Origin of the sequence: Winogradskyella vincentii, assembly GCF_020166345.1 — a bacterium.
Lineage (GTDB): Bacteria > Bacteroidota > Bacteroidia > Flavobacteriales > Flavobacteriaceae > Winogradskyella > Winogradskyella vincentii.
Map to the genome: position 1 here is coordinate 332488 of NZ_JAIUJS010000002.1, position 26937 is coordinate 359424.

Consider the following 26937-nt stretch of genomic DNA (forward strand, 5'->3'; position numbering starts at 1 on the left):
TTTAAAGGTCAAAACCGATGTCAACACCCAGTTTGTTGGCTATAATTCTAGTTATGCGATTTTTAAGTACAGGAATTTTTACTGAGTCAAGTACATTATTACTAAAAGCAAACATCAATAATGCTTTGGCTTCCTTTTCAGGAATACCTCTAGATCTAAGATAAAACATTGCGCTTTCATCTAATTGACCAATGGTACAACCATGCGAACATTTTACATCATCAGCAAAAATTTCTAGTTGAGGTTTTGTGTTAATACTGGCTTTATCGCTAATTAAAACATTGTTGTTAGCTTGAAATGCATTAGTTTTTTGCGCTTCTTTCTCCACTACAACCTTACCATTAAAAACACCAGTAGCGCTATCATCAAAAATACCCTTATAGTCTTGATGACTCTCACAGTTTGGTTCAATATGGTGAACAAGTGTATTATGATCTACATGTTGTTTATCTCCAATAATGGTTATTCCCTTCATGGTAGAGTCAATACGCTCACCGTTTTGATAATAGTTTAAATTATTTCGTGTTAGTTTACCACCAAATGAAAACGTATGAACTTTAGCAATACTTTCTTGCTTTTGATTTATAAACGTATTATCAATCAATGATGCTGTAGATCTATCATTTTGAATCTTGTAGTAATCTACAATTGCTCTTTTATTGGCAAAAATCTCAGTTACACTATTTGTTAAAATTGGATTATCTGTTAAGCTTTGATGACGCTCAATAATTTGAACATGAGAATTCTCATCTACCACAACTAAATTACGCGGTTGAAGCATTAAAGCAGATTCATTACCAGTAGAAAAATGTAATATTTGAATAGGTTTTTCTACCAACTTGTTTTTTGGAATATGGATGTAAGCTCCTTCTGCCGAAAACGCCGTATTTAAAGAAGATAAACCATCTTTAGATGCTATTTTATTGAAATAATTCTCAATGATTAAACGATACTTTGGCTTTGTAAGTGCAGAAGACATTAAACAAACATCAATTCCATCATGTGTCGTTTGAGACAAGTGTGATGAGTATTTTCCATCAATAAAGATGATTTTATAAGAATCAATTTCATGAAGAAAATACTTCTTTACATCCTTGAATTCAAGAGCTTTTTCATGCTTTGGGAAAACACTATAATCGTGCTTTAAAACCGAATTTAATGAGGTGTATTTCCAAGCTTCTTGTCGCTTCGTTGGGAAACCTTCAACTTCGAAAGTCTTTATAGCTTCAGTCCTAATATCATGTACTGGTGAATCTATGTCTACCATATTTTCAAATGCCATGAATGAGGATACTAATTTTTCTTTTAATTCCATTTGCTTAATATTAAGCGTTTACTTCTTCCTTAACCCAGTCATAACCTTTAGCTTCTAATTCGTGAGCTAAATCTTTTGTTCCTGTTTTCACAATTCTACCGTTATGCAAAACATGTACAAAATCCGGTACTATATAGTCTAACAATCTTTGGTAATGTGTTATAACAATAACAGCATTGTCCTCAGACTTAAGCTTATTTACACCATTAGCTACAATTCTTAGCGCATCAATATCTAAACCAGAATCAGTTTCATCTAAAATGGCCAATTTTGGCTCTAGCATTGCCATTTGAAAAATTTCATTACGCTTTTTCTCACCACCAGAAAAACCTTCGTTTAGCGAGCGCGATAAGAACTTACGATCAATGTCTAAAAGCTCAGATTTTTCTCTTATAAGCTTTAGCATTTCATTTGCTGGCATATCCTCTAAACCTTGCGCCTTACGTGTCTCGTTAATCGCTGTTTTAATAAAGTTCGTAACACTAACTCCGGGAATTTCAACAGGATATTGAAACGACATAAACACTCCTTTATGAGCACGCTCTTCAGGTCCAAGTTCGTCAATATTTTCTCCATCTAAAATGATTTCACCCTCATCTACTTCATATTCTTCTTTACCAGCTATTACTGATGCCAAAGTACTTTTTCCTGAACCATTTGGCCCCATAATAGCATGTACTTCACCTGGTCTTACATGTAGATCTATACCTTTTAAGATTGCCTTATCTTCTACACTCGCATGTAAATTCTTTATTTTTAACATTGTCTTTAATTTGCTAGTTTTATAACGTCGTCTTTATTTGGGTCAGGTGTTTCCACCTTTAAAATTTCTTTTATTTCAAGATTATATTTCCAGAGGCTGGCCTCATTTGAATTTTCAATTCTTTTAACTCTTACCGTAACTGGCACAGAGGTATATTCATCTTCTTTAAATGGTTTTACCTTTTCATTTAAGGCCTTCATATTATCGTCTACGATTACGCCATAAATGTCATTTCCGGATTGAAATACCGCTGCATTTTTATTTGCATCGTACACAAAATCACCTTTCATTGTAATAAAACCATCATTTGCATCGTATGATTTTGCTCTATTTTCCTCAAGATTTACATTTTGCTTAGCATCGTTTTTACAACTTGAAAAACTGATTATCGCAATTAGAATGCATACAATTTTTTTCATCATTATAATGTATTAACCTACTGATCCTTCTAAACTAATTTCTAATAATTTCTGAGCCTCTACAGCAAATTCCATAGGCAGTTTGTTCAGAACTTCTTTACTAAAACCATTGACAATAAGAGCTATTGCCTTTTCTGTATCAATTCCTCTTTGGTTACAATAGAAAATCTGATCTTCACCAATTTTACTTGTAGTAGCTTCGTGTTCTATTTGTGCCGATTTGTTTTTTGCTTCGATATACGGGAAGGTATGTGCACCACACTCATTACCCATTAGTAAACTATCACATTGTGAGAAATTACGAGCATTATTTGCTCTAGGGCTTATTTGAACTAATCCACGATACGAATTTTGTGACTTACCTGCAGAAATACCCTTAGAAATAATGGTTGATTTTGTATTATCACCAAGGTGAATCATTTTTGTTCCAGTATCTGCTTGTTGATAATTGTTTGTTACGGCAATTGAATAAAATTCACCTACTGAGTTGTCTCCTTTTAATATACAAGAAGGATATTTCCAAGTTACGGCACTTCCTGTCTCAACTTGGGTCCAAGAAATTTTAGCATTCTTTTCGCACAATCCACGTTTTGTAACAAAATTGTACACACCACCTTTACCTTCAGCATTTCCAGGGAACCAGTTTTGAACAGTTGAGTATTTTATCTCCGCGTCATCAAGTGCAATCAATTCCACAACGGCTGCATGAAGTTGGTTTTCGTCTCTACTTGGAGCCGTACAACCTTCTAAATAACTTACATAGCTACCTTCATCTGCAATCACCAAAGTTCTTTCAAATTGACCAGTCCCAGCCTGATTTATTCTAAAATAAGTAGACAATTCCATTGGGCATTTAACACCTTTCGGAATATAGCAAAATGAACCATCACTAAAAACAGCACTGTTTAATGCAGCATAGAAATTATCTTTTTTAGGTACAACTGTACCTATATATTTTCTCACCAATTCCGGATGCTCCTGAATGGCTTCAGAAATACTCATGAATATGATACCCTTTTCTGCCAATGTCTTTTTAAATGTTGTGGCTACAGACACAGAATCTACTACAACATCCATTGCAACACCAGCTAATTTCTTTTGCTCATCTAGGGAAATTCCTAATTTCTCAAAAGTTGCTAAAAGTTCAGGGTCTACTTCATCTAGGCTATCATACTTAGGTTTGCTGTTTGGAGCAGAATAATATGAGATGGCTTGAAAATCTGGTTTTTCGTAATGAACATTTGCCCAGTCTGGCTCAGTCATTTCTTTCCATACTTTAAAAGCTTCAAGTCTCCACTCTGTCATCCACTCTGGCTCTTCCTTTTTCTTGGATATTGCTTTTACAATATCTTCATTTAAACCTTTCGGGAATGTTTCAGATTCAATATCTGTGTAAAAACCATATTCATACTCTTTGGTTTTTAATTCCTCTCTTAAATCGTCTTCAGTATATTTACTCATTAGTATTTTTTAAAGTGAAAATGATTCTCCACATCCACATGTGCGGTTGGCATTAGGATTATTAAAAACAAAGCCAGTTCCGTTAAGTCCTCCAGAATATTCTAGGGTGGTTCCAATTAAGTAAAGAAAGCTCTTCTTGTCAACTATGATTTTGATACCATTGTCTTCAAAAATCTTATCGTCTTGGGCATGTTCTTTATCAAATTTAAGATCATAAGAAAGCCCAGAGCATCCACCACTTTTAACACCAACTCTGATGAAATCAGTATCTGGGTTATAGCCGTCATCAGTCATAAGTTCCATGACTTTTTTCTTCGCTTGTTCAGAAACTTTAATCATATCGTTTAACTAGATTCGTTCTAAATTGAATGCAAATATACGATATAACAAGGCTTAAACCATAACTGCTAACATTATATTAGCATATGATTTCATAGGATTTGACTATGAGCTATGCGGATAATTTTGCCTTAACGGATTGTAGTCTTAAATGATACAATTTTCTTAATACCGTTTTAATGTGAGTGTTGGGACTACTAATGTGTTCAAAATTTCCTTTGGTGTCTGTATTTACTACTATTCCGCAGTGGTTACAAGTTAGTTCGGAGGTTTGGTCATTATTACTTTTAGTTTTAATGTAATTATGACCAAAAACTGCGCATGGTAGCGCTGAATTAGGGTAGGTTTTCATAATGTTAGTTTCTTTGGGGACAGACAATTTAGTGAAAAACTGACTTTAGAACAGTTGAAATACCTAATTTTTCGATGAAATACACTAAATATTTAGAAAAACCCTTAAAAATTAATTCTGAAAATCCGGATTGGCAATAAAAGAAGGGTCGGTTAATGTGAGTAAAAACGCCTTCAAATCTGCTTTTTCTTGGTCTGTTAATTGTACACCACCTTCATCAACTTTTTTCATTAATGGATCAATTGTTGGAGAGTTCTGAAGTCCTTCACTGTAATGATTAATAACTTCCTCTAATGTTGAAAATCTGCCGTCATGCATATATGGGGCAGAATAGGCTAAATTACGAAGTGAAGGCGATCTAAATTTACCATTGTCTGAAGGGTCACCAGTAACTGCGCCAAGTCCTAAATCAGTAAATTGACTATCTAAACCATTGTTGTGAAAATCATTATCGGTCCACAAAGGATTATTAGGGTTTCCATGACAATGAAAGCAATCACCCTTATCTTCACGCAGAAAAATGTCTAATCCATTGATTTCTTGTGGTGATAAAACTGCTTGATCTCGCAAGTAGTTATCAAATTTTGAATTGGCAGAAATCAATGTTCTTTCAAATTGTGCAATGGCCTTGGTCGTAAGCTCTTTTGTTATTGTAGAAGTATTAAACGCTAGATCAAATAACTCAGGGTAATCTGGATGAGCTTGTAATCTTGCCACAACATTGTCCCAATCACTATGAAGTTCAATTGGATTTTCAACTGGTTCGATTGCTTGTGACTCTAGACTTAACGCCTTGCCATCCCAATTAAACCGTTCATTATAGTTCCAAGCCATATTAAAAAGAGGCATAGAATTACGTGTTCCGGCAATTCCGTCAATGCCTACACTTGTTGGTGCATTATCCGTAAATGCACTTTGAGGAGAATGACAAGATGCACAAGATTTTGTTCCATTGGCCGACAGAATATTGTCAAAGAATAATCTTTTACCCAAGGCAATTCCTTCTGTGGTCTGAGGGTTATCAGATGGGATTATTGGATCAATAATATTATCTGAAAATATTTCAGGAATTACTAATGGTTGCAATTTTGGTACATGAGTACTATCATCGCTCGAACAATTATAATTTAGAATTAAGAGCCCGAAAAAGAAAATGATATGTCGCGTTCCTTTATTAGTTAACATCACCTAATCTAAATACATTTTGACCATTTTGATACATAAGAATCTGTGCGGAAGCATTTGGCATAAGCATTTGATTCAATTCATTTAAATCCCAAAGATTAGGGGTCTTAAACCATTCTGCAATATTCATTTCTACCTCAACCTCAACGTTGTCGTTTATAACAATATTCCCTAAATCAACATTAAAAAACGTATCTTGAGGAAACGTTGGATTTGGACCTGGATTCTCCACTGCTCTTATAGCATGGTAGTTGTATCCTTGTTCTTCCATACTGGAGTTTATAAACTTTCCATCTAATTGCATGTAGTGGTAACCTCCACCTAAATTATCAGGAACATTGAAAGATTCAGAATTTAGGTCAATCAAATTTTCAGAGTTATCTTCATTATCCAATCCAAAAGTAAATGACACATTATATGTGCCAGTTGGAATAGACTCTTGAGGTGTAAAACTCATATCATTATTTGTAACATCAATTAGATTGTAAATGTCTAATTCAAAAGTTCTTTCTTCATTTGAAAAAATAATATCTGACACAACATACCTTAATCGTTCGATGCTTAATAAATCACCATTTTCATTAGTATATTGAATTGCATTGAAATTAATGCTGGTAATTAGGGCACCATCCCAATTATGGGTAAACTCAAAAGTAGTAAAGACTTGAGGTTCCTGGTTATCATCATTGTCCTCTCCACAGGAATACAATACCAGTACTACAAGACCAAGTAAAGCCAATTTTTTTTTCATTAATCCTCTATTTTTATTAAAAGCAAATCAGAAAATCCTTTATTAACAATTATGTCTCCATCAATGCTAGAGGTATCACCAACCGCTATTATTGAACCGTTATTTAATTCTGCAATATCATATGTAAAATCAATATTTGAACCACCAATGGTTGTTTCCCAGAGAACTTCGCCATTTGCATTAATTTTTAAAACCCAAGCATCATTTTGACCTTTATTGTTGTTAACATCAAAATCATCACTACGAGAACTTCCAGACAGAATAAAATTACCATCTTGAGAAGATTTAATTGATCTGGCGACATCAAAATTTGAACCTCCAATAGACTTTTCCCATATCAGTTCGCCTTGAGGAGTAATCTTTACCAACCATAAATCTGCGCCACCTTTATTGTTTGAAACGTCAACATCATCACTTCTGGTATCACCAGTAATTAAAAAATTGCCATCTCCTGAAGCAATGATTGATCTACCTTCATCTATTTGTGTTCCACCTAGGGATTTTTCATTAAGAAGCGCACCTTCAGGTGAGATGTCTAATACCCAAAAATCGTAAGTGCCTTTATTATTAGAAATATCAGTATCGCTACTATCGGAACTTCCAACAACCAAAAAGCCATTATTATCTTTTTGTATAATTCCGAAAGGTGTATCGGTAAAATTTCCACCATAGAAATTGCTCCATTCAATTTCTCCTAATTGATTAACCTTAATCAACCAATAATCTCCGCCTGCATGTCTATTATCGTTGCGGTTGGTTGCACCTTGGCCTCCAGATGCAGAGATATCTATAATACCAGAGAGTAAAAATCCTAGATCGCTTGTTTCAATTAAAGAAATGCCGGAATCTGAACCTTCAAAACCAAATGAATTTTGCCAAATTAGGTTGCCAGAAGCATCTAAACGGAGTAACCAGAAATCTTGAAGCCCTTCATTATTGGTAACGTCACCATCTTCACTAAAACTGAATCCTAAAATCGCATACCCTCCATCTTGGGTTTGAACAATACTATTGCCTCTATCGTCACCAGAACCGCCATAAGTTTTTTGCCATTCAACAGTGTTTTGCGAGCTATATTTAATCACCCAGAAATCAAAACTAGTATCTTGTTTATCGGTTATGTCACCATCATTACTTTGTGTGTATCCCAAAATGATATACCCTCCATCAACTGTAGCTGTTACTGACTGAGCACTATCGTTATTAGAGCCGCCTAAAGTTTCAACCACAACTTCAAAATTATTCGGAAATGAAGATGGACCGTCGTCAGAACAATTAAAGAGAAGGCAAAAACCAAGCAAGTATTTTAGCTTACCCAATTTCATAATTTTAATCTGGTTTTACCACAAATAGTCCGCCTTCAATATCACTTATTATGATATTGCCACTTTCAAAGTATGGATAGATATTCCAAGCGCCATTAAAAGCTGTATTATCATTAGGGATGAAGGTGTCAAAAAAAGCAGATTCTGTCATTACACCTGATGCAATATTAGAAATATCAACTATTCTTAAGCCAGCCGAGTAATTTGCAATGTAGAAATTGTCACCTACCACATAACCATTGTGGTCAATTGCTCCTGTTGGACCAAAATAGTCCATATGAAATGTAGGATTGTCTAAATCAGTAAAATCAAAAACTACTGTTCTGGTATTTACACCAAAATTAATTTCATCCACTTCGTCACCTAACAAGAAGTAAGTCATGTCTTCAGTAAACCAACCTTGATGCGTATAACCAATGTTACTATAATTAATCGTTGAAATTTGGTTAGGTGCATTCTTGTCAGTTACATCTACTAGAACTACTTCATTAACGTTACTGCCAATTAATATTTCCCTTCCAGTATAGTCGCCATCTGGCCCATTGTATGTTACTACTTGAGCATCATGAGAATAAGCATCATCTGCATAGCCACCAGCTGAAACAGGATTTAATGGGTTTTGAATGTTCACAAAATGTGGACCACCAGAAAATGTCTCAGTACCTACAGCATATGCAAAGCCAGTTTCTTCATTGATTACAATATTATGGGCTTTACCAAAGCCGTTATATATAACATCTGGAGAAAAGATTTCAGGTGGGTTAGTAACATTTCGCAGTCTCGTTAGGTCAAATACCTGCATGCCATGTTGCCTGTCTGCTAAAGGAACACTAGAAGTAAAATCAGCTACAATGAATGCATAATTATTATAAACTTTTATATCGCGCCAAATACTGTTTACGGTTTCTGTAGGAATTCTGCCTAAATATATAGGTTGGGTCGGGTCTGAAATATCTACAAAGGCAGCACTTGTAGTTGTCCCAACTAAAGCATATTCTTTTCCAGTCTCAGGGTCTGTCCAACCCCAAGAATCATTTCCTTCTGCACCATCGCCACCGAGTTCTTCAACAGGAATTTGACTCATTAAATCAATCCCATTGCATGGATGCCCATTTGCAAAACCATTTTCACAAGGGAATTGAGGAGTAAAATTTATTGGATTATCAGAAGATGTGTCATCATCTGAACAACTAAATAAATTAAATGTTAAGGTTAAAACAACTAGCATGCTAGTCGTGATTTTTATGGAGCGTTTCATAATCTTTTTTTAGCAATTTACAGTAAATTTTACATTTGTTTGAAATAACATCTTAATTATTGACATAAATACCTAACGTATTTAAAAAACATAATATTTTTGCAATATGTTAGAAGATAAGAATCCACAGCGTACGCAATTAAGTGAATTAGGAGAATTTAAATTAATTGAACACCTTACTCAAAACTTTAGTATAACTCAAAAATCTACAATAAAAGGAATTGGAGATGATGCTGCTGTTTTAAGTTTTAAGAATAAACAGATTGTTGTTACAACTGATTTGTTGGTTGAGGGTGTTCATTTTGATTTGAGCTATGTGCCATTGAAGCATCTAGGATATAAGGCAGTGATTGTAAATCTTTCGGATGTATATGCAATGAATGCAATTGCCAAACAAATAACAGTATCTATTGCCGTTTCCAACAGATTCCCTGTTGAAGCTTTAGAAGAGTTGTATGCTGGGATTGAAACTGCAGCAAAAATCTATAACATTGATGTAGTTGGTGGTGATACAACCACATCAACATCTGGATTAATTATATCTGTGACTGCAATAGGAGAAGTAGAAAAAGGTAATGAAGTATTGAGGTCTGGTGCTAAACCAAATGACCTTTTGGTAGTTACTGGAGATATTGGAGGTGCCTATATGGGACTTCAGGTATTGGAACGTGAGAAAGAGGTTTTTAAGGTTAATCCAAATAATCAACCAGACTTATCCATGTATACTTATATTGTTGAGCGCCAATTAAAACCAGAAGCAAGAAAAGACATCGTAGAATTATTAAACAAGCTTGAGGTAAAACCAACTAGTATGATTGATATAAGCGATGGTCTTTCGTCTGAAATAATTCACCTGTGTAAACAAAGTAAAGTTGGTGTTGATCTTTATGAAAATAAGATCCCATTAGACCCACAGGTTATTTCAACTTGTGAGGAGTTTGATATTGATAGTACTACTATTGCTTTAAATGGAGGAGAGGATTATGAATTGCTTATGACAATTTCTCAAGAAGACTATCCCAAAATAAAAGGAAACCCAAATTTAACAGTGATTGGATATATCACAGATGAAAGTAATGGAATGCATTTGGTTACGAGAGCTGAACAAAAAATTCCAATTATTGCAAAAGGATGGAATGCCCTTACGAGCTAACCATAAATATTTTTTGACTTCGTTCTAATCGCTTCGTATGAATACGATTTAAAACAGAATTGATTTCTTTGAATTTAGGAGTTAATGGAATAAACTTTCCGTTACCATCAATTGTCATTTCAGATTTACAGTGCTTACACTTATATTCTTTGACGTGGTAAGTCACGTTTTTTGACACTTCGTAATCATGGCCAAATAATGAGCAGTAAACGTTTTTCATTTAACTAGTAGTCTTTTAGAGGATTAAGGTTTATTAGGGAGACCTAAATATATAAAAACTAGTTATTCACAGGTTATTAACAATTAATAAATCGATGAACTGAGTGTTTTTTGCTTTAAACGCATTAATCTGCTCGAATAGATCCGCTCTAACTCAGAATTTATATCTTGATATTTTGGAGTAAGTTCAATTAATTTGCCGTTACTATCCGTTGTCAATTGTTTTTTACAACATTTACATGTATACTCTTTTACGTGGTTTGTAACCTTTTTAGATAGTTGGTAATTATGACCAAAAAAATCACAATAAAGTTTGGTAGGCGTCATGGTAGATTTGTTTTATATTTCATTATTTGATTTGGGACAATAAACTTAGATAAAAAAACAACATAAAAACGCTAAAACGTGTTATTTTTCGATAAAACGTAATAAAAAGTAAGATAAATCTGATTTATTTTCAATATGGCTCATATGTCCTTCAGATAATTCAACCAATTCAATAGGTGTGTTTTTGATTAATTTAGATAAAGCTTCAGAATTAACAAGATTGTCTTTTTTACCAATTAGTATTTCCTTTTTACCCTGTATATCTTTAAAAACAGTTAATCTGCGATTGCGCTGAGCCATACCTCGTTGAGCAGCAATATATCCTTGAACAGGAGTTTTTAGAGCTACTTTTAGAGCATCATTATATTTAGACTTGAATCTCTCTTTGCTCTCAGGTGCAAAAAGACTAGTGAATGAAGTTCTTACTAATCGTTCATAATTTGTGCGTGCCATTTCTACTGCTCGAAGCCTTAGTTTTTTTCTCTCTTCAGAATCATCTTCAAAGGTGGAATTCATCAAACATAAATCTGAAACAAGATTGGGGTAAAGATCTGCCAACGCAAGTGCCACATAACCACCCATGGAGTGACCAATAACTTTTACACTTTTAACTTTTAAATGTTTTAAAACAGCAAAAACGCATCTGGCCATATCTTCCATTGTGTGTATGTAACCTATTGAGTCTGTTTTTCCATGACCCAATAAATCAATAGAAATTACTTTACTCTTTGCAGAAAATAGAGGCATCAATTTCTCCCACATTTCTTTACTTTCAAGAAAACCATGCAGTAGTAACAAAGGTTTACCCTCACCTTTAACATTAAAATGTATCTCGCTATTTTTATAATGTAAAATCATTAAGGCAAAGATAGATTTTGCTATCAATTTATATATTACCAATCCTATACAATTTTGTTATATTTGAGAGATTTCAAACCAAATCAATCTTCAATGAAATTTTTAAAACTCTCATTACTGCTATTAGTTATCCCTATTAGCTTTTCTTTAAATGCCCAGCTACAAGAAGCTCAATTGGATCAATTAATTGATGAAACACTTAAAACTTTTGAAGTTCCTGGGATTTCAGTAGGGATATTAAAAGATGGTGAAGTTGTCTATGCAAGAGGTCGTGGTGTAAGATCCTTGACTAAGAATGGAAATATGAATGATAACACTTTAGCAGGTGTTGCTTCCAACAGTAAAGGATTTACATGTTTTGCATTGGCGATGATGATTGATGAGGGAAAATTGAATTGGGAAGATCCTGTTAGAAAACATATTCCAGAGTTTCAGTTACACGATTCGTGGGTGACTGAAAATTTTACTGTTAGGGATTTGGTAACGCATAGAAGTGGTATGGGACTGGGAGCTGGAGATTTAATGTTTTTTCCAGAAGGGAATGATTTCACGGTTAATGATATTATAAACAATGTAAGATATCTAGAGCCCGAAAGTTCTTTTAGAAGCAAGCTTGCCTATAACAACAATATGTTCATTATAGCAGGAGAAGTATTAAAACGTATCAGTGGCCTCACCTGGGAAGAATTTATTGAACAAAAAATCATGAGACCTGTTGGCATGACCAATAGTAAAGCCTCTTATAATCGAGTTTCGGATAGATCAAATATTATTGATGCGCATACTAGAGCTGATGGCAAAGTGATTCAGATTCCGCATGATTGGAGCGAAACCGCAAATGCTGCAGGTGGTATTGTTAGTAATGTAGATGATATGCTTACTTGGGCAAAGTTCTTAATGAATGATGCTGTAACAGAAGAAGGTGAGCGCTTGTTAAGCAAAGAACAATTTCATGAATTGTGGCAATTACAAACGCCGCTCAAAGTAAGACCAGGAGATTGGTATAATTCTAATTTTAGAGGCTATGGATTGGGTTGGTTTGTTACAGATGTAAAAGGTGGTTTTAAACAAGTCTATCATACTGGTGGTCTAATAGGTACAGTAACTCAGTTTACTATGATACCAGACTTAGATTTGGCAATTGTAGTACTTACTAACCAAATGAATGGATCAGCTTTCAATACTATTACCAATACAATTAAAGATTCATATTTAGGATATGAAGATAGAAACTGGTTAAAGATGTACGGAGAGCGAAATGCAAAATATTTAAAATACAATGATAGTATTAAAGCTGAGGTGTATTTAAAAGTTGATAAAATTAAAGCGAGTCCTATTCTTCCAAAACCAGATCAAATAGTTGGGACTTATACAGATGATTGGTTTGGTGATATTGTAATTAGTCATGACGGACAAGGTTATGAAATAAAATGTATACGATCACCAAGATTATTCGGTGAACTATTACCATATAATGCAACCACCTTTATTGCAAAATGGAACGATAGAAGTTATGATGCAGATGTTTTTGTTCAGTTCGCTTTTAACGAAAACGGCAAGGCAGTTTCGGCATCCATGAAATACATTGCGCCAATAACTGATTTTAGTTTCGATTTTCATGATTTAGAACTCGTAAAAACAGATTAATGAACAATACAAAACGAGTTTTTCTTTTCGGTTTTGCGCTATTCGCAGGTTTTTTTGGAGCTGGTAATTTAATTCTACCTCCGCTCCTAGGATATAATTCCGGACCAGATTGGTGGTTGGTTGCTTCTGGATTTTTAATAACTACCACAATAATTCCTTTTTTATCGCTCTTTGGGCATGCAAAACTACAGGGTACCATGTTGGCATTTGGCAATAAGGTTTCGCCGCTTTTCAGTCTGATTTATTGTATTGTTATGTATCTCATTATTGTTGCGCTACCTGCACCAAGAACAGCTGCTGTAACCCACGAAATGGCCATTGCACCAATTTTGGGCACACCTGCAATTTGGACGAGCCTGGTTTATTTCTCCTTAGTTTTTCTTTTTGTAATTAATCGCTCTAAGGCACTGAATATTTTGGGTAAGTACTTGACTCCAATAATTGTAATAATGGTTTTATTAATCATTATTTTAGGTTTAGTTTCACCTACTTCAGGTATGAATCCTCCAATATTTGAAACACCATTTGTAGATGGTTTGTTAGAGGGCTACCAAACTTATGATGCACTTGCAGGTATGGTAATGGGTGGTGTGATTATTATTTCCCTGAATAAAAACAACACATTTTCATATTCAGAAAAGAAAAAAATCATTGCTAAATCAGGTTTTATAGCAATGTTGGGTCTATTTATTATTTATGCAGGTCTTATATCTATTGGTGCAATTTATAATGGTGAGTTTCCTAGTGATGTCAGTAGAACGGATTTATTACTTGGACTTGCAGTGAAGACTTTAGGTAACATTGGTGCAACATTTGTAAGTGTTTTGGTGGGACTTGCCTGTTTTACAACTGCCGTTGCTATCACTGTATCTATTGCTGATTTTTTTGAGGACTTGTTTAACAACAATCGCAAAGTATATGTAATAACGGCTATTATATGTTGTGTTACTGGAATAATTGTTGGTAGCTATGAAGTTGGGTTTATCATTGATATTGCTTTGCCAGCACTAATGTTCATTTATCCTATTTCAATTGTACTAATACTACTCAATATTTTACCAGATAGATATGCAGGTACTACCATATTTAGAATCGTAGTTATTGTAACTTTTATTTTTAGTATTCCAGATTTCCTGAAGTATTTCCTGCCTGAGGATTCGCTTAGACCAATAACAGAACAATTACCTATAGCAGAACAAAGCCTTGGATGGATATTGCCAGCAATTATTGCATTTATAATTGGAAATGTATTAGTTAATCTTAAAAAGAATTCAAACTCTTAATAGCAGAAAATGCTTTATCTACCAAATGATTTTCTACCAAGACGGTAAATTCGTTTGTGGTAGAAATTACTTCATAAAGTGAAATATTTTCCCATGCGAATCTCTTAAAAATCTGATAGTATAAACCTGAAATTTTTGAATTATTTTCGGGTAATCTGATGCTTATTGCAGAAAGATTGCTTTGAGATCCTATCATATTTTCTTGTTTAAAGCTGTCAATTACTATTTGTTTTTCCGATTCTGAAACCACAATATTGCTCTCATATATTCCTCTAGAAAAACCATAGAAAGCTTTTGGATTTAGGTTTTCCAATACCTTAGCATGGCTTTCTATTAAAGTAGCAGAATTTTGAAAAGTAAAATCCAATAAATTAGAACGAACAGTAATATCTCCAAGTTCCTTTAAAACTAATTTAAGTTGTTGCGATTGTCTCAAATGTCTGGGTGGATTATAGCGTCTTAATGCCATCATAATAGCACCTGTCTTTACAGGTTTCCTTAGCATTTTGCTTATTGGTTCCTGCAATTCTTCTGACAATGCTGAGAAATTAATGATCTCTCTAAATAAAGCTTCTTCTAAAAAGGGTTGTGTGATTAAAATTTCCTCTACGCAAGACGCTATTGTTTTCATTTTGTTATTTAATTAACAATTTGTGTAAAAGTAAACTATTTCTTTTATTTTTTTAGTTGTCTTTGAAGGGCATTATACTTTTGCTTCATAAAATTTAGAATTATGTTGGTTTATAAGTTTGGTGGTACTTCAGTAGGATCTGTTATTAACATGAATCATGTTAAGAAAATTATAGATTCAGAACAGACTAAAATAGTGGTTCTTTCGGCAATGTCTGGTACCACAAATGCACTGGTCGAAATTTCGGAGCTTATCAAAAATGAGCAACGCTCAAGAGCTAAAGAAAAGATTGATTTATTAAATGAAAAATATAATGAAACGGTATATGATTTATTAATTAATGTTGAATTACGAAATGAAGTTGCAACATATGTTAATCATATTTTCAAAGGCTTGAGAGATGCTGTAGATCAAAACTATTGTTTGCAACTTCATAATACTATCCTTGCTAATGGCGAATTGCTTTCAACATATATGTTCACTAGGTTTTTAAGGCAGGAAGGGAAAAATGCTCAATTATTACCAGCATTAGATTTTATGAGAATAGATAGAAATAATGAACCTGATCTATTTTATATAAAACAAAATCTAAATCGCTTGATAGAATCTTCAGATAAAGCTGATGTATATATTACACAAGGGTTTATCTGCTTAGATGCTTATGGAGCAATTACCAATTTACAACGTGGAGGCAGTGATTATACCGCTACGATTATCGGAGCAGCAATTGAAGCTAATGAAGTTCAAATCTGGACTGATATTGATGGATTTCATAACAATGACCCTAGATATGTTAACGAAACATCTGCCTTATCAAATCTATCCTATGATGAAGCTGCAGAATTAGCCTATTTTGGAGCAAAAATATTACATCCTCTTACTGTCTTACCAGTAAGAAATCTTGATATTCCATTACGATTAAAAAACACGATGGCACCAGACGCTCATGGTACTTTAATTACAAATGAAATCCATGGTGAAGGGATAAAAGCAATTGCCGCCAAGGATAATATTACAGCGATAAAAATTAAGTCGGTAAGGATGCTATTAGCTCATGGTTTTTTAAAGAAGGTTTTTGAGGTATTTGAGAAGTATGAGACGCCAATCGATATGGTAACAACTTCAGAAATAGCGGTATCACTAACCATTGATGATATTACACATTTAGGGCAAATAGTTGAAGAACTTCAAAAATTTGCAACTGTTGAGGTTGATGATTATATGAGTATTGTTTGCCTAGTTGGAAATCAGATAATTTATCATCCTGACACACCAGAATTGTTTCAAGTATTACAAGATGTAAACGTTCGTATGATTGCCTATGGTGGAAGCAACAACAACATCTCTTTGTTAGTGAATACAAGTGATAAATTGGAGACATTACAAAAATTACAACGCTATATTTTTGAGAATGATCGTCATTTGGTAGGGTAACTAATTAGTTACAGTCTAAGGCATATGCAGCAGAAACGTCTTTATTCCAATTGTTTGGGATAGCATCCAATTGATTTTCATTAACCTGAATACATGTGATATTGTTAAATGTACAATCTAGAGTGCTTAAATTGGGTTGATTGCTGACATCTAGGACAGTTAATGCATTGTTTGCAATTTCTAAGAAAACCAGTGAATTAATGTCGCCTAGCTCTAGATTTGTCATATTATTACTGCTACATTCAAGCCAAATTAAATCGTTGTTATTACTCACATCAAGGTTAGATAGTTGCGTGTTATTATTGCAATACATCAATTCTAAATTCACGTTATTACTTAAATCTAAATTTGAAATCAACGTATTATCACAGCGTAAAATAGTCAATAAGGTATTATTGCTAATGTCTAGATTTGATAATGGATTATTATCAACAGACAAGTTGTTTAAATTTTGATTGTTACTAATATCAATAGTACTAATTTGATTGTTGTTAAATGCTAAGCCTTCAAGCGCGGTATTGTTGCTCACATCCAAAGAACTTAAAAGGTTACCACCCAATCCAAGACTCTTTAAAGCTAAGTTGTTATTTACATCTATATTGGTTAATTGACATCCTAAACACAAAAGATGTTCGAGCAATGGATTGTTACTCACATCTAAATTTGAAATCTGTGTATCCCAAAGCATTAATTTTTTAAGCTTTGGATTGCTTGAGACATCTATACTTGAAAGGTTTACAAACCGACAATCTAAGTTCTCAAGCTCAGGATTGTTGGAAACATCAATACTAGTTATGTCATTATTATAGCACCATAATATTTCTAGTAAAGGATTATTACTTACATCTAAACCAGATAATGATCCATTATCATAAGTATAAAGCTCCTTTAATTTTGTGTTTTTACTTACATCAATGGAGGTAAGGTTGTTTGCATGACACCTTAATATTTCCAATTCTAAATTCTCACTTACATTTAAACTCGAAAGACTATTAAATCTGCTGTAACTGCAATCTAGTTCTTTAAGATTCAAATTGTTGCTAAGATCTAATGTAGAAAGACTTTGGCCACTGCAGTTAAGTACTTCTAAATTTGTAAAATATTCAATCCCTTTCAAGTTGGTAATATCGTTGCTTGTATCGTCAAAGTTGTAATCTGGGATATCCAATTCTGTTACATTGGCGACATTAGTTTTTAATAATTTTCCATCTAAAACATCATCATAACCCAGGTCGATTAAAGCTTGTTCAAAAGCCGGGTCGGGAATATTACCTAAACTAGATGAAGAATCACCATCATCATTCTTGTCACAAGAAAATTGAAGTAAACAAAAAATGAGTAATAGTTTAAAGGTTTTAAAACGCGTGTTCATTGAATGGGAACATAATCAAATCTAAATTTACTTAAAATTGATTTGAGATACAATTGATGACGTGTTAAGATTTTATATTTCAAAAATATAACTAGATTTAAACTTTATTAATTTTTGGCTTTAAGTCTAACCGATGAAACTTACGCAGTACGGCAACATTTACTTTATTAATTCTAAAGTAATATTTAATCCTAAACCGGTAAAGCCTTCAATAATTAATAAATCTTTTCAATTTGCATACGAGATGGCTTTTGGAGAAGGCCACCATAGAGTTCACAGAACTGGCGGTACAGAACAACGAAGTACCTTAGATATTTTTAGAAACACTTTACAAGGAAAAATAGCGGAAGCTGTTGTACATGAGAAACTAGCAACAAATGGCATTTTATGCGAACCCGTAGATTATGGTGTTTATGGTGAAGGGGTTTGGGATGATTCAGATTTAGACTATAGTGGCATAAAAATCAGTATTAAATCTGCAGCCCATTTTTCAAATTTATTGTTGCTCGAAGCTGAAGACTGGAATAAAGATGGTATCTACAAACCAAATAATGATAATTCTGAAGCATCAGCGCTATATGATTATTTCGTATTGGTTAGAATTAACCCTAGTACTAATGTATTGTTCAATGACAAAATGGATAACGAGTCTTTAAAGACTGAAATAAATAACCAAAATTGGATGTACGATATTCCTGGCTGTTGCAGTCTTAAGACACTAAAGCATATAATTGTCAATGATTATGTTTTGCCTCAAAATGCCATGTTAAATGGTAAAACTAAAATGGATGCTGCCAACTATTATATTCAAACAGGCAGTTTGAAAAGCATTGACCGATTAATTTCTAATCTAAAGGAGACACTCAACTAAATAGTCTCTAATAGGTCATCTACAGTTTTTTTCTCTACTGAATTAAGAACTTCTAGAATACACTTCGATAGTCGACTAATCACAGGAACACTCACGGAATTTCCTGCTTGTTTGTATAAATGAGAAATGGCTATATCTGGTAACTTGTAACTGTCATCAAACCCTTGAAAATTAAAGCATTCACGTGGTGTTAATTTCCTAAAACCATAAGGCGTTTTTATCAAAGGGACGTTGTGACCTCCAGTACCCATATTAGCGGTTAATGTTGGGCACACGTTAGATTTATTTTCACGAACATACTGTCTTCTAAATTGGTACACAGTATCATCACGTCTTATGGTTTCCTTAAGCATTGGGTACATATACTTATCCTCACCATAATAATATCTGTCGTTTACTTTTTCGTTGGTAATGACATCTTGGATGGTTTGAGTAAGCTCTTCTTTTTCTGGGAAGTTAAATTCAAAATTTTCAAAAAATGAAGAATCCATGTTCTTGTCAAATGCTATGATGAATATACGCTCTCTATTATGTGGTACATTACCATAATCTTTAGTGTTTAAAACTTTTGCATCAAAGGTGTAATTGCGTTTTTCAATAAGTTCCTTTATAATTTTAAAAGTTCTTCCCTTATCGTGCCCAACAAGATTCTTAACGTTTTCTAGAAACAACACTTTTGGTCGCATTTCATCTACAAAATCTAAGATTTTAAAGAAATGATTACCACGCTTATCATCAAAGCCCTGTCTGTAGCCAGCAACGGAAAATGGTTGACAAGGAAAACCTGCTGTTAAAACATCAATCTCATCTAAAGTAGAAATATCTAATTCCATTACATCACCTTCAATTAGTTGATGTTTAAAATTATTGCGATAAGTTTTGCAGGCATTTTTGTCAAATTCATTGGCCCAAGAGAGTATGAATCCGTTGTTTTTAAATCCCATGCAGATACCTCCAACACCAGCATATAAACTCCCTACCGTATAAGACGTACTCATCAGTTAAATAATTTCCTCAATTGGTTTTAGATCACTGAACCCAATAAAGTTTTTTAGGTTAACAGAATTTACAGTTTCATTACTAGAATCTACCAAATTGTTTAAAATCATTTCTTTATCACCATAGCCACAAATGCTAAAAGTAGATTTGTCTTTTTGAATCACAAAGACTATTGGGTTTAGTATAGTTTTAAACTCTAGAACTGGTAATGAGCCAAAATCAAAGACCTTGATGTCGTAAACACCATCTTTGCCAAGAAGTTGCGGCTTGAAATTCTTTATATTAAGTTCTTCAATTGTGGTGATCTCAAGTTTTAAATGTTTTTGGCACGAAACTAAACCCCCATAATTTTTCAATGTCTTATCAAGAAATGTTTGACCTTCGTAACGGTCTCTAAGTTGATTTAGGTTTTTTAATCCAAGGGAATTTAAAACAGAATCTCTAACAGCGAACTCTTCTTTCATTGACAATCTGATTTGTGGGTATTGCCTAAGATATTCACCTGTATGTTTTAAAAACTCTGTAATCAAACTATTTTTTTTAGATCGAACGCTAAGATAATGAAGTTATCCTTACTAACTGTTCATTAAATCTTCAATCTCATCTGCTTCAATTGGGATATTGCGCATTAAATTGAATGGTTCGCCCGAATCTTGAATCACAACATCATCCTCTAGCCTTATACCAAAACCTTCATCTGGTATGTATATTCCAGGTTCAACGGTAAATACCATATTTGCTTTCATTGGTTCATGTAATAACCCATAGTCATGTGTGTCTAAACCAATATGATGAGACGTTCCGTGCATAAAATACTTTTTATAGGCAGGCCAATCGGGATTTTCATTTTGCACATCTGCCTTATCAATTAAGCCCAAATCCAAAAGTTCAGAAGTCATAAGTTTCCCAACCTCAATATGGTATTCTTCCCATAATGTTCCTGGGACCAACATTTTTGTGGCATTGTCTTTAACTCTATTGACTGCATTATACACGGCTCTTTGTCTATCAGTGAATTTACCTGATACAGGGATTGTCCTTGTCATATCACTAGAATAATTGGCATATTCTGCTCCAACGTCCATAAGGATTAAATCGCCTGCTTTACACTGTTGATTGTTTTCTATATAATGCAAAACGTTAGCATTGTTCCCAGATGCAATAATTGGTGTATAAGCAAATCCTTTAGAACGATTATTCAAAAATTCATGCATATACTCCGCCTCAATATTATACTCCCAAACTCCAGGTTTTACAAAATTTAAAATTCGTTTAAAACCTTTTTCGGTAATATCACAGGCTTTTTGCATTAAGTCTAGTTCAATCTGATCTTTTACCGAGCGTAAGCGCTGTAAAATAGGATTGCTTTTTGCTACTGAATGTGCAGGATATTTCTCTTTTAACCAATTTGTAAAACGGTCCTCACGGGTTTCGGTTTCAACATTGGCTCTATAATGTTCATTGGTATTAATGTATACTGTATCACATTGCGTCATTAATTCAAACATTATTTTTTCCATGTCCTGTAGCCAGTACACCGTTTTTACACCAGAAGTTTCAAATGCCTTTTCTTTAGTCAACTTTTCTCCTTCCCAAACTGCAATATGGTCATTGGTTTCTTTTAAGAATAAAATTTCTCGATGCTTTTTTTTAGGACAATCAGGGAATAAAACCAAGATACTTTCCTCTTGGTCAACACCACTTAAATAGAAAATATCCCTATGTTGTGCAAAGGGTAAGGTACTGTCAGCACTTACCGGATAAATATCATTAGAATTGAACACCGCTAAACTACTTGGCTTCATTTGTGCCACGAAGTTTTTGCGGTTTTTTATAAAGAGTTTAGAGTCTATTGAATCGTATTTCATTTTCAAAAAATTTAGAACTCTAAAGGTACAAGAATCTGTTAAACTTTGTTAGCAAATTTTGTTCAGGATATTAGATTAGTTAATTTTCATCCTCTAAAAACCAATCATCATGTCATATTCAAAATTTCTCTCATTCGCCTATATATTTTGTACACTTTTTTTAACAGCACAACAACCAGCAACTTCTGCAGAAATTGTAGAAAATGCTCTGAAGCAAAAAAGAGCTATGGTAAACACCTCACTAGTTAAAAATGTGCCATTTAAAAATATTGGTCCAACCATTATGAGTGGTCGTGTAGTAGATTTGGATGTTAACCCGAACATGCCCTCAGAATTTTACGTTGGGTATGCCTCTGGTGGTGTTTGGCATACTACAAATAATGGAACAACATTTACACCAATCCTCGATAGTTCTGATACTCAAAACGTTGGTGATATAGCAGTGCACTGGCCGTCAAGAACCATATATGTTGGGACAGGTGAGAATAATGCGTCGAGATCTTCTTATGCTGGGATAGGACTTTTAAAATCAACTAATAATGGCGAATCATGGGAAAATGTAGGTTTAATGGATGGGCACCATTTTGCACCAATTCTTATTCATCCAGACGATCCAAATATTGTTACTGTAGGAGTAACAGGCCACTTATATTCTCCTAATAAACAAAGAGGAGTTTATAAAACTACAGATGGTGGAAAAACATGGGAACAAACATTATTTGTGGATGAAATGAGTGGAATCATTGATTTACAACATAGCCCAAACAACTACAATGTTATGTTTGCTACCTCTTGGACAAAAGACAGGAAAGCCTGGAATTTTACAGGAAATGGTTCAAATTCTAGCATTTACAAAAGTACAGATGCTGGAGCAACTTGGACTAAAGTATCAACTGAGAATAGTGGTTTCCCAACAGGTGAAGGTGTTGGTAGAATAGGTGTTGCTGTCTTTAATGATAATATTATTTACGCTGTACATGATAGTCAATTTAGAAGGCCGGACGAAAAGAAGAAATCTGATAAGCGTGGTTTAACCAAAGAAGATTTTAAAACCATGTCAAATGAAGATTTTTTAGCCTTAGATGATAAAAAGCTTAACACATTTCTTAAAACAAATGGTTTTCAAGAAAAGTATAGAGCAGAAAATGTAAAACAGATGGTACGCTCAGGTAATGTAAAACCTATAGATATAGCCAAGTATCTTGAAGATGCAAATTCTATGTTATTTGACACACCTGTTGTAGGAGCGGAGGTTTATAAAAGCACAGATGGAGGTAAAACATGGAAGAAAACTCATGAGGATTATTTAGATGGTATTTACTTTAGTTATGGGTATTATTTTGGTCATATACATGTCTCTCCAACAAATGAGAATGATATTTACATTTACGGAGTTCCGATTGTTAAATCAAAGGATGGCGGAAAATCTTGGTCTTCTATTAGTGCAGAAAATGTTCATGCAGACCACCATGCATTATGGATAAATCCTAAAAATCCAAATCACTTAATAGATGGAAATGATGGCGGTGTTAATATTACATATGACGATGGTGAAAATTGGATAAAAAACAACTCGCCTTCAGTTGGACAGTTTTATGCCATCAATGTTGATAATGAAAAACCTTATAATGTCTATGGTGGCTTACAAGATAATGGGGTTTGGAAGGGTGCCAATAATGCGCGTGAGGATAAAGGTTGGCATCAGCGTGGTCAGTATCCATGGGAATCTATTATGGGAGGTGATGGTATGCAGGTGCAAATTGACAACAGAAATTCAAACATTGTATATACAGGTTATCAGTTTGGAAATTATTTCAGACTCAATTTAGAGACAGGTGATAGAGCTTATATTCAACCTAAGCATACTTTGGGAGAAAACCCATACCGATTTAATTGGCAAACGCCAATTTTGCTTTCTCCGCACAATCAAGATATTTTGTATTTGGGAGGCAATAAATTAATGCGTTCTATGAATCAAGGTAACGATTGGGAGGCCATAAGCGATGATTTAACAAACGGAGGTAAAAAAGGAAATGTTGCCTATGGTACTATAACTTCTATTAGTGAGAGTCCATATCAATTTGGATTGATATATACAGGATCAGATGATGGTCTAGTGCAAGTAACCAAGAATGCAGGTAGTAGCTGGACAAATATTTCGAGTTCATTTCCAAAGGATCTTTGGGTAAGTCGAGTTGTTGCGTCTCAGCATAAGAAAGAACGTGTTTATGTAACATTAAATGGTTACCGTTGGGATGATTTTAAGGTATATGTTTATATGAGTGATGATTATGGTCAGAACTGGAAAGATATTAGCAATAATATTCCTGCTTCACCAGTAAATGTGATAAAGGAAGATCCTGAAAACGAAAAACTACTTTATGTTGGAACTGATAATGGAGCATATATATCTTTTGATATGGAGAATTCTTGGGAAATATTTTCTCATGGATTACCTAATGTAGCTTTTCATGACATTGTCGTTCAACCTGAAGCCAAAGATTTATTATTGGGTACGCATGGTCGTAGTATTTATAAGGCAAATATTGCGCCTCTCCAAAAAATGAATGGAACATTAAAATCCAATTCTATAACAATTTTCGATTTAAGCCCTGTACGTAAATCTAATCGTTGGGGAAGCTCTTGGAGTAAGTGGTTAGACGCTTTTGAGCCTGAAAAAACGATTCAGTTTTATAGTAATACTTCCGGTAGTAAGACCCTTAAGGTATTATCTGAGAAAGGTGCTGAATTAAATATTTTGTCAATCAATTCAGATAAAGGCTTCAACTACGTTCATTATAATTTAGCCATTACTGAAAAAGGCAGGAAAGCTTTAATGAAAGAAAACACCAGTATAGATATCAATAAGGCCAGCAACGGAAAATACTACTTGCCAAAAGGAAAGTATATACTAAAAATTGGTGATGCAAAAACCAATTTAGAAATAAAATAGGCTCTACAAGTACTTCAAAAGAGCTAGAGTCATAGTTCTAAAGGTGTTAAAGTTAGTATAATACTTTTCTCACCTTTAGTATTATGGTGATATTTAAAAATCACTAATCAATTCATCAATCAATCTATGCTACAGCGTTTTATAGTAGTACTTATTTTTTTAATTTCTTTTCAGAATATAAAAGCACAAACAAACATTACAGAACAACTAAGTATATTTCTAGATTGTCGTGTTTGTGATAATGAATATTTAAGACAAAACTTAGGAAATGTTCAATTTGTAAGAGATCAGTTTCTTGGAGATGTTCACGTCTTTTTTGTCACACAAAGAAATGGTAGTGGTGGTCGAAGCTACGAAGTTGAGTTTATAGGGAAGAAGGAGTTTGAAGCTATTAATTATAAACTTACTTTTTCTACTGATGCAAATATGACCAGAGATGAGACTAGACAACGTGTCCTTGAAAACCTAAAATTAGGACTTGTACGTTTTTGGATTGCTAAGGGAACCACCGACGAGGTTACTGTGAGTGTACCAGCTCCAGAGGATGAAGAAGAAGTAAAAGAAGATGATCCATGGAATTATTGGTTGTTTCAGATAGGTGCAGGAGGTTTTTTTGATGGACAAGAGCAAAGTAGATTTAGCAATATAAATTTTAATGCATCTGCAAGAAGGGTAACCGAAAAAAATAAATTCTCGTTTAGAGCACGTTTTAGCGAAAGTCGAAATGTTTTTGAATTTGAAGGCGATGAGATTATAGGTATCAATGACAGAAAATCTATTAATGTCAGTGATATTTTAAGTATAAATGACCATTGGTCCTATGGCTTTTTTGGTTTTATCGGATCTTCAACCTTTAATAATACTGACCTACAGTGGACCTTTAGGCCAGCACTAGAGTATAGCTTTTTTAATTATGTAGAATCTGCAAAAAAGCAACTAACTATTTCTTACAGAAATGGTATAAGATATAATGACTATATAGAACGAACACTCTTTAATGAGACAGAAGAATATCTGTGGGAACATGGCGTTCAAGTTGGTGGGCGAATAAATCAAGAATGGGGAAATTTTAATGCAGAAGTATCCTTTAATCAATTTTTAAACGATACTAGTTTATACGCGCTTAACTTTTTTGTTGGAACACGAATAAGACTTTTCAAGGGATTTAATTTTAATGTTAGTGGTAGTTATTCAATTACTCGAAACCAGATAAATTTGCCTGGTGGCGATCTTTCACTAGAAGAACTTCTCTTGCAACAGCAACAACTTCAATCAGGCTACAATTATTTTGTAAATGTTGGATTCAGTTATTCTTTTGGATCTATATATAATACAATTGTAAATCCTCGTTTTGATTTTTAGATTAAAATCATTCTAAATAAATAATTATGACATACGTCAGTTGCTAATACGTGGATTCTACTGTATTTTTGTGCAACTAACAAAAAGATTAGATCTACAATGAGCGGAATTCTAAATTCGTCGATTGGAAGAAAGTTTGCCATGGCACTTTCGGCACTCTTCCTCATGATTTTTCTAGTAATGCATGTTTCCATCAACTTCACTTCGGTTTTTAGCGAAGAGCTGTTTAATGAAATGTCCCATTTTATGGGAACAAACCCTTTAGTACAAGGACTGATGCAACCTATATTAATAATTGGAGTGATTTTTCACTTCGTTATGGGTTTTATATTAGAAGCAAAAAACAAGTCATCCCGAAGTATAAAATATGCCAGTAATTCGGCATCAGACAATTCTACTTGGGTATCAAGAAACATGCTACTAACGGGAGTAGTAGTCCTTGCCTTTTTAGGATTGCACATGTACGATTTTTGGGTACATGAAATGACGGTAAAGTATGTTGAAGGCGACATGAGTGGGTTAATTGACCCAAACAACGCTGAGTCAGGTTTCAGATATTATGAAGAGTTAAGAGAAAAATTTGTAAGCCCAGTGAGAGTTGGTATTTACGTTGTAGCATTTGTGTTATTAGCATTGCACCTATTGCACGGATTTAACTCAGCATTTCAATCAATTGGAGCCAATAACAAGTATGTTAAGAGTTTAAATGGTTTTAGTAAGGTTTATTCTATTGGTATTCCTGCTTTATTTATTTTCATCGCAGTTTACCATCACTTTACACACTAAAAAAAA

24 protein-coding genes are annotated in these 26937 nt (G+C 33.8%); 8 read left to right on the forward strand and 16 right to left on the reverse strand.

Features of this window, described 5'->3' with window-relative positions:
- Window position 1 precedes the first annotated feature (1 nt).
- From sufD to LBV24_RS04745, 9 genes are all read right to left on the reverse strand, one after another.
- On the reverse strand, window positions 2–1315 hold the full coding sequence (gene sufD / locus LBV24_RS04705; RefSeq protein ID WP_224477434.1) for a Fe-S cluster assembly protein SufD: 1314 nt from the start codon (window positions 1313–1315) through the stop codon (window positions 2–4).
- A gap of 10 nt (window positions 1316–1325) precedes the next feature.
- The gene (gene sufC / locus LBV24_RS04710; protein ID WP_224477435.1) at window positions 1326–2078 is read right to left on the reverse strand and encodes a Fe-S cluster assembly ATPase SufC; all 753 of its coding nucleotides are present in this window, start codon (window positions 2076–2078) and stop codon (window positions 1326–1328) included.
- A 5-nt stretch (window positions 2079–2083) separates the two neighbouring features.
- Entirely contained in the window at window positions 2084–2497 is a 414-nt protein-coding gene (locus LBV24_RS04715; protein WP_224477436.1) for a hypothetical protein, read from the reverse strand.
- Between the two features lie 12 nt (window positions 2498–2509).
- Window positions 2510–3958 (reverse strand): Fe-S cluster assembly protein SufB, encoded by a 1449-nt coding sequence (gene sufB, locus LBV24_RS04720; RefSeq protein WP_224477437.1) that lies wholly within the window; start codon window positions 3956–3958, stop codon window positions 2510–2512.
- Between the two features lie 9 nt (window positions 3959–3967).
- Window positions 3968–4297 carry a HesB/IscA family protein gene (locus LBV24_RS04725; RefSeq protein WP_224477438.1) on the reverse strand — a complete coding sequence of 110 codons (330 nt, stop codon included), beginning with the start codon at window positions 4295–4297 and terminating at the stop codon, window positions 3968–3970.
- A gap of 463 nt (window positions 4298–4760) precedes the next feature.
- A complete protein-coding gene (locus LBV24_RS04730) occupies window positions 4761–5834 on the reverse strand; it encodes a cytochrome-c peroxidase (protein WP_224477439.1) in 1074 nt (357 codons plus the stop codon).
- Window positions 5824–6585, reverse strand: coding sequence for an MbnP family protein (locus LBV24_RS04735; protein WP_224477440.1), 762 nt, complete (start codon window positions 6583–6585; stop codon window positions 5824–5826). Before LBV24_RS04735 ends, LBV24_RS04730 begins: the two co-directional genes overlap by 11 nt.
- Window positions 6585–7904 (reverse strand): hypothetical protein, encoded by a 1320-nt coding sequence (locus LBV24_RS04740; RefSeq protein WP_224477441.1) that lies wholly within the window; start codon window positions 7902–7904, stop codon window positions 6585–6587. The genes LBV24_RS04735 and LBV24_RS04740 overlap by 1 nt, the downstream gene beginning before the upstream one ends.
- 10 nt (window positions 7905–7914) lie before the next feature.
- The gene (locus LBV24_RS04745; protein ID WP_317196173.1) at window positions 7915–9168 is read right to left on the reverse strand and encodes a choice-of-anchor B family protein; all 1254 of its coding nucleotides are present in this window, start codon (window positions 9166–9168) and stop codon (window positions 7915–7917) included.
- Window positions 9169–9274: 106 nt separating this feature from the next.
- On the opposite strand from LBV24_RS04745, the gene thiL reads away from it, so the two are divergent.
- Entirely contained in the window at window positions 9275–10321 is a 1047-nt protein-coding gene (gene thiL, locus LBV24_RS04750) for a thiamine-phosphate kinase (protein WP_224477442.1), read from the forward strand.
- On the opposite strand, the gene LBV24_RS04755 is transcribed toward thiL, so the two are convergent.
- Together LBV24_RS04755 and LBV24_RS04765 are read right to left on the reverse strand one after the other, a co-directional pair.
- Entirely contained in the window at window positions 10311–10541 is a 231-nt protein-coding gene (locus LBV24_RS04755) for a hypothetical protein (protein ID WP_224477443.1), read from the reverse strand. The genes thiL and LBV24_RS04755 overlap by 11 nt on opposite strands.
- A gap of 407 nt (window positions 10542–10948) precedes the next feature.
- The gene (locus LBV24_RS04765; RefSeq protein ID WP_224477445.1) at window positions 10949–11725 is read right to left on the reverse strand and encodes an alpha/beta fold hydrolase; all 777 of its coding nucleotides are present in this window, start codon (window positions 11723–11725) and stop codon (window positions 10949–10951) included.
- A 93-nt stretch (window positions 11726–11818) separates the two neighbouring features.
- Here LBV24_RS04765 and LBV24_RS04770 point away from each other — a divergent pair, with 93 nt between their 5' ends.
- Complete coding sequence (locus LBV24_RS04770; RefSeq protein ID WP_224477446.1) at window positions 11819–13372, forward strand: serine hydrolase; 1554 nt, start codon at window positions 11819–11821, stop codon at window positions 13370–13372.
- Window positions 13372–14655: a branched-chain amino acid transport system II carrier protein gene (gene brnQ, locus LBV24_RS04775; RefSeq protein WP_224477447.1), complete on the forward strand. Its 1284-nt coding sequence runs from the start codon at window positions 13372–13374 to the stop codon at window positions 14653–14655. Before LBV24_RS04770 ends, brnQ begins: the two co-directional genes overlap by 1 nt.
- Here brnQ and LBV24_RS04780 read toward each other — a convergent pair.
- Window positions 14633–15286, reverse strand: coding sequence for a hypothetical protein (locus LBV24_RS04780; protein ID WP_224477448.1), 654 nt, complete (start codon window positions 15284–15286; stop codon window positions 14633–14635). The two genes, brnQ and LBV24_RS04780, sit on opposite strands and share 23 nt — an antisense overlap.
- A gap of 102 nt (window positions 15287–15388) precedes the next feature.
- Between LBV24_RS04780 and LBV24_RS04785 the strand changes: the two genes are divergently transcribed.
- On the forward strand, window positions 15389–16720 hold the full coding sequence (locus tag LBV24_RS04785) for an aspartate kinase (RefSeq protein WP_224477449.1): 1332 nt from the start codon (window positions 15389–15391) through the stop codon (window positions 16718–16720).
- 4 nt (window positions 16721–16724) lie between these two features.
- Here the strand turns inward: LBV24_RS04785 and LBV24_RS04790 are convergent, their stop codons facing one another.
- Complete coding sequence (locus LBV24_RS04790) at window positions 16725–18092, reverse strand: leucine-rich repeat domain-containing protein (protein ID WP_224477450.1); 1368 nt, start codon at window positions 18090–18092, stop codon at window positions 16725–16727.
- Window positions 18093–18225: 133 nt separating this feature from the next.
- On the opposite strand from LBV24_RS04790, the gene LBV24_RS04795 reads away from it, so the two are divergent.
- Window positions 18226–18963, forward strand: a complete 738-nt coding sequence (locus tag LBV24_RS04795) for a hypothetical protein (protein ID WP_224477451.1) — start codon at window positions 18226–18228, stop codon at window positions 18961–18963.
- Here LBV24_RS04795 and dcm read toward each other — a convergent pair.
- The 3 genes from dcm to LBV24_RS04810 form a co-directional block, all read right to left on the reverse strand.
- Window positions 18960–19961: a DNA (cytosine-5-)-methyltransferase gene (gene dcm, locus LBV24_RS04800; protein ID WP_224477452.1), complete on the reverse strand. Its 1002-nt coding sequence runs from the start codon at window positions 19959–19961 to the stop codon at window positions 18960–18962. The two genes, LBV24_RS04795 and dcm, sit on opposite strands and share 4 nt — an antisense overlap.
- 3 nt (window positions 19962–19964) lie before the next feature.
- Window positions 19965–20426 (reverse strand): hypothetical protein, encoded by a 462-nt coding sequence (locus tag LBV24_RS04805; protein WP_224477453.1) that lies wholly within the window; start codon window positions 20424–20426, stop codon window positions 19965–19967.
- 111 nt (window positions 20427–20537) lie between these two features.
- On the reverse strand, window positions 20538–21830 hold the full coding sequence (locus LBV24_RS04810) for an aminopeptidase P family protein (protein ID WP_224477454.1): 1293 nt from the start codon (window positions 21828–21830) through the stop codon (window positions 20538–20540).
- A 109-nt stretch (window positions 21831–21939) separates the two neighbouring features.
- Between LBV24_RS04810 and LBV24_RS04815 the strand changes: the two genes are divergently transcribed.
- From LBV24_RS04815 to LBV24_RS04825, 3 genes are all read left to right on the forward strand, one after another.
- On the forward strand, window positions 21940–24783 hold the full coding sequence (locus tag LBV24_RS04815) for a WD40/YVTN/BNR-like repeat-containing protein (RefSeq protein WP_224477455.1): 2844 nt from the start codon (window positions 21940–21942) through the stop codon (window positions 24781–24783).
- A gap of 126 nt (window positions 24784–24909) precedes the next feature.
- On the forward strand, window positions 24910–26145 hold the full coding sequence (locus LBV24_RS04820; RefSeq protein WP_224477456.1) for a hypothetical protein: 1236 nt from the start codon (window positions 24910–24912) through the stop codon (window positions 26143–26145).
- Window positions 26146–26244: 99 nt separating this feature from the next.
- A complete protein-coding gene (locus LBV24_RS04825; protein ID WP_224477457.1) occupies window positions 26245–26931 on the forward strand; it encodes a succinate dehydrogenase cytochrome b subunit in 687 nt (228 codons plus the stop codon).
- Window positions 26932–26937: the final 6 nt, after the last annotated feature.

Bases quoted from the DNA above. Each gene is read 5' to 3' on its own strand.
- LBV24_RS04825 (WP_224477457.1), top strand. From the start codon at position 26,245: ATGAGCGGAATTCTAAATTCGTCGATTGGAAGAAAGTTTGCCATGGCA.
- thiL (WP_224477442.1), top strand. From the start codon at position 9,275: ATGTTAGAAGATAAGAATCCACAGCGTACGCAATTAAGTGAATTAGGA.
- sufD (WP_224477434.1), bottom strand. From the start codon at position 1,315: ATGGAATTAAAAGAAAAATTAGTATCCTCATTCATGGCATTTGAAAAT.
- LBV24_RS04730 (WP_224477439.1), bottom strand. From the start codon at position 5,834: ATGTTAACTAATAAAGGAACGCGACATATCATTTTCTTTTTCGGGCTC.
- sufB (WP_224477437.1), bottom strand. From the start codon at position 3,958: ATGAGTAAATATACTGAAGACGATTTAAGAGAGGAATTAAAAACCAAA.
- sufC (WP_224477435.1), bottom strand. From the start codon at position 2,078: ATGTTAAAAATAAAGAATTTACATGCGAGTGTAGAAGATAAGGCAATC.
- LBV24_RS04725 (WP_224477438.1), bottom strand. From the start codon at position 4,297: ATGATTAAAGTTTCTGAACAAGCGAAGAAAAAAGTCATGGAACTTATG.
- LBV24_RS04820 (WP_224477456.1), top strand. From the start codon at position 24,910: ATGCTACAGCGTTTTATAGTAGTACTTATTTTTTTAATTTCTTTTCAG.
- LBV24_RS04755 (WP_224477443.1), bottom strand. From the start codon at position 10,541: ATGAAAAACGTTTACTGCTCATTATTTGGCCATGATTACGAAGTGTCA.
- LBV24_RS04805 (WP_224477453.1), bottom strand. From the start codon at position 20,426: ATGAAAGAAGAGTTCGCTGTTAGAGATTCTGTTTTAAATTCCCTTGGA.
- LBV24_RS04770 (WP_224477446.1), top strand. From the start codon at position 11,819: ATGAAATTTTTAAAACTCTCATTACTGCTATTAGTTATCCCTATTAGC.
- LBV24_RS04785 (WP_224477449.1), top strand. From the start codon at position 15,389: ATGTTGGTTTATAAGTTTGGTGGTACTTCAGTAGGATCTGTTATTAAC.
- LBV24_RS04810 (WP_224477454.1), bottom strand. From the start codon at position 21,830: ATGAAATACGATTCAATAGACTCTAAACTCTTTATAAAAAACCGCAAA.
- LBV24_RS04815 (WP_224477455.1), top strand. From the start codon at position 21,940: ATGTCATATTCAAAATTTCTCTCATTCGCCTATATATTTTGTACACTT.
- LBV24_RS04735 (WP_224477440.1), bottom strand. From the start codon at position 6,585: ATGAAAAAAAAATTGGCTTTACTTGGTCTTGTAGTACTGGTATTGTAT.
- LBV24_RS04715 (WP_224477436.1), bottom strand. From the start codon at position 2,497: ATGAAAAAAATTGTATGCATTCTAATTGCGATAATCAGTTTTTCAAGT.
- LBV24_RS04765 (WP_224477445.1), bottom strand. From the start codon at position 11,725: ATGATTTTACATTATAAAAATAGCGAGATACATTTTAATGTTAAAGGT.
- brnQ (WP_224477447.1), top strand. From the start codon at position 13,372: ATGAACAATACAAAACGAGTTTTTCTTTTCGGTTTTGCGCTATTCGCA.
- LBV24_RS04780 (WP_224477448.1), bottom strand. From the start codon at position 15,286: ATGAAAACAATAGCGTCTTGCGTAGAGGAAATTTTAATCACACAACCC.
- dcm (WP_224477452.1), bottom strand. From the start codon at position 19,961: ATGAGTACGTCTTATACGGTAGGGAGTTTATATGCTGGTGTTGGAGGT.
- LBV24_RS04795 (WP_224477451.1), top strand. From the start codon at position 18,226: ATGAAACTTACGCAGTACGGCAACATTTACTTTATTAATTCTAAAGTA.
- LBV24_RS04790 (WP_224477450.1), bottom strand. From the start codon at position 18,092: ATGAACACGCGTTTTAAAACCTTTAAACTATTACTCATTTTTTGTTTA.
- LBV24_RS04745 (WP_317196173.1), bottom strand. From the start codon at position 9,168: ATGAAACGCTCCATAAAAATCACGACTAGCATGCTAGTTGTTTTAACC.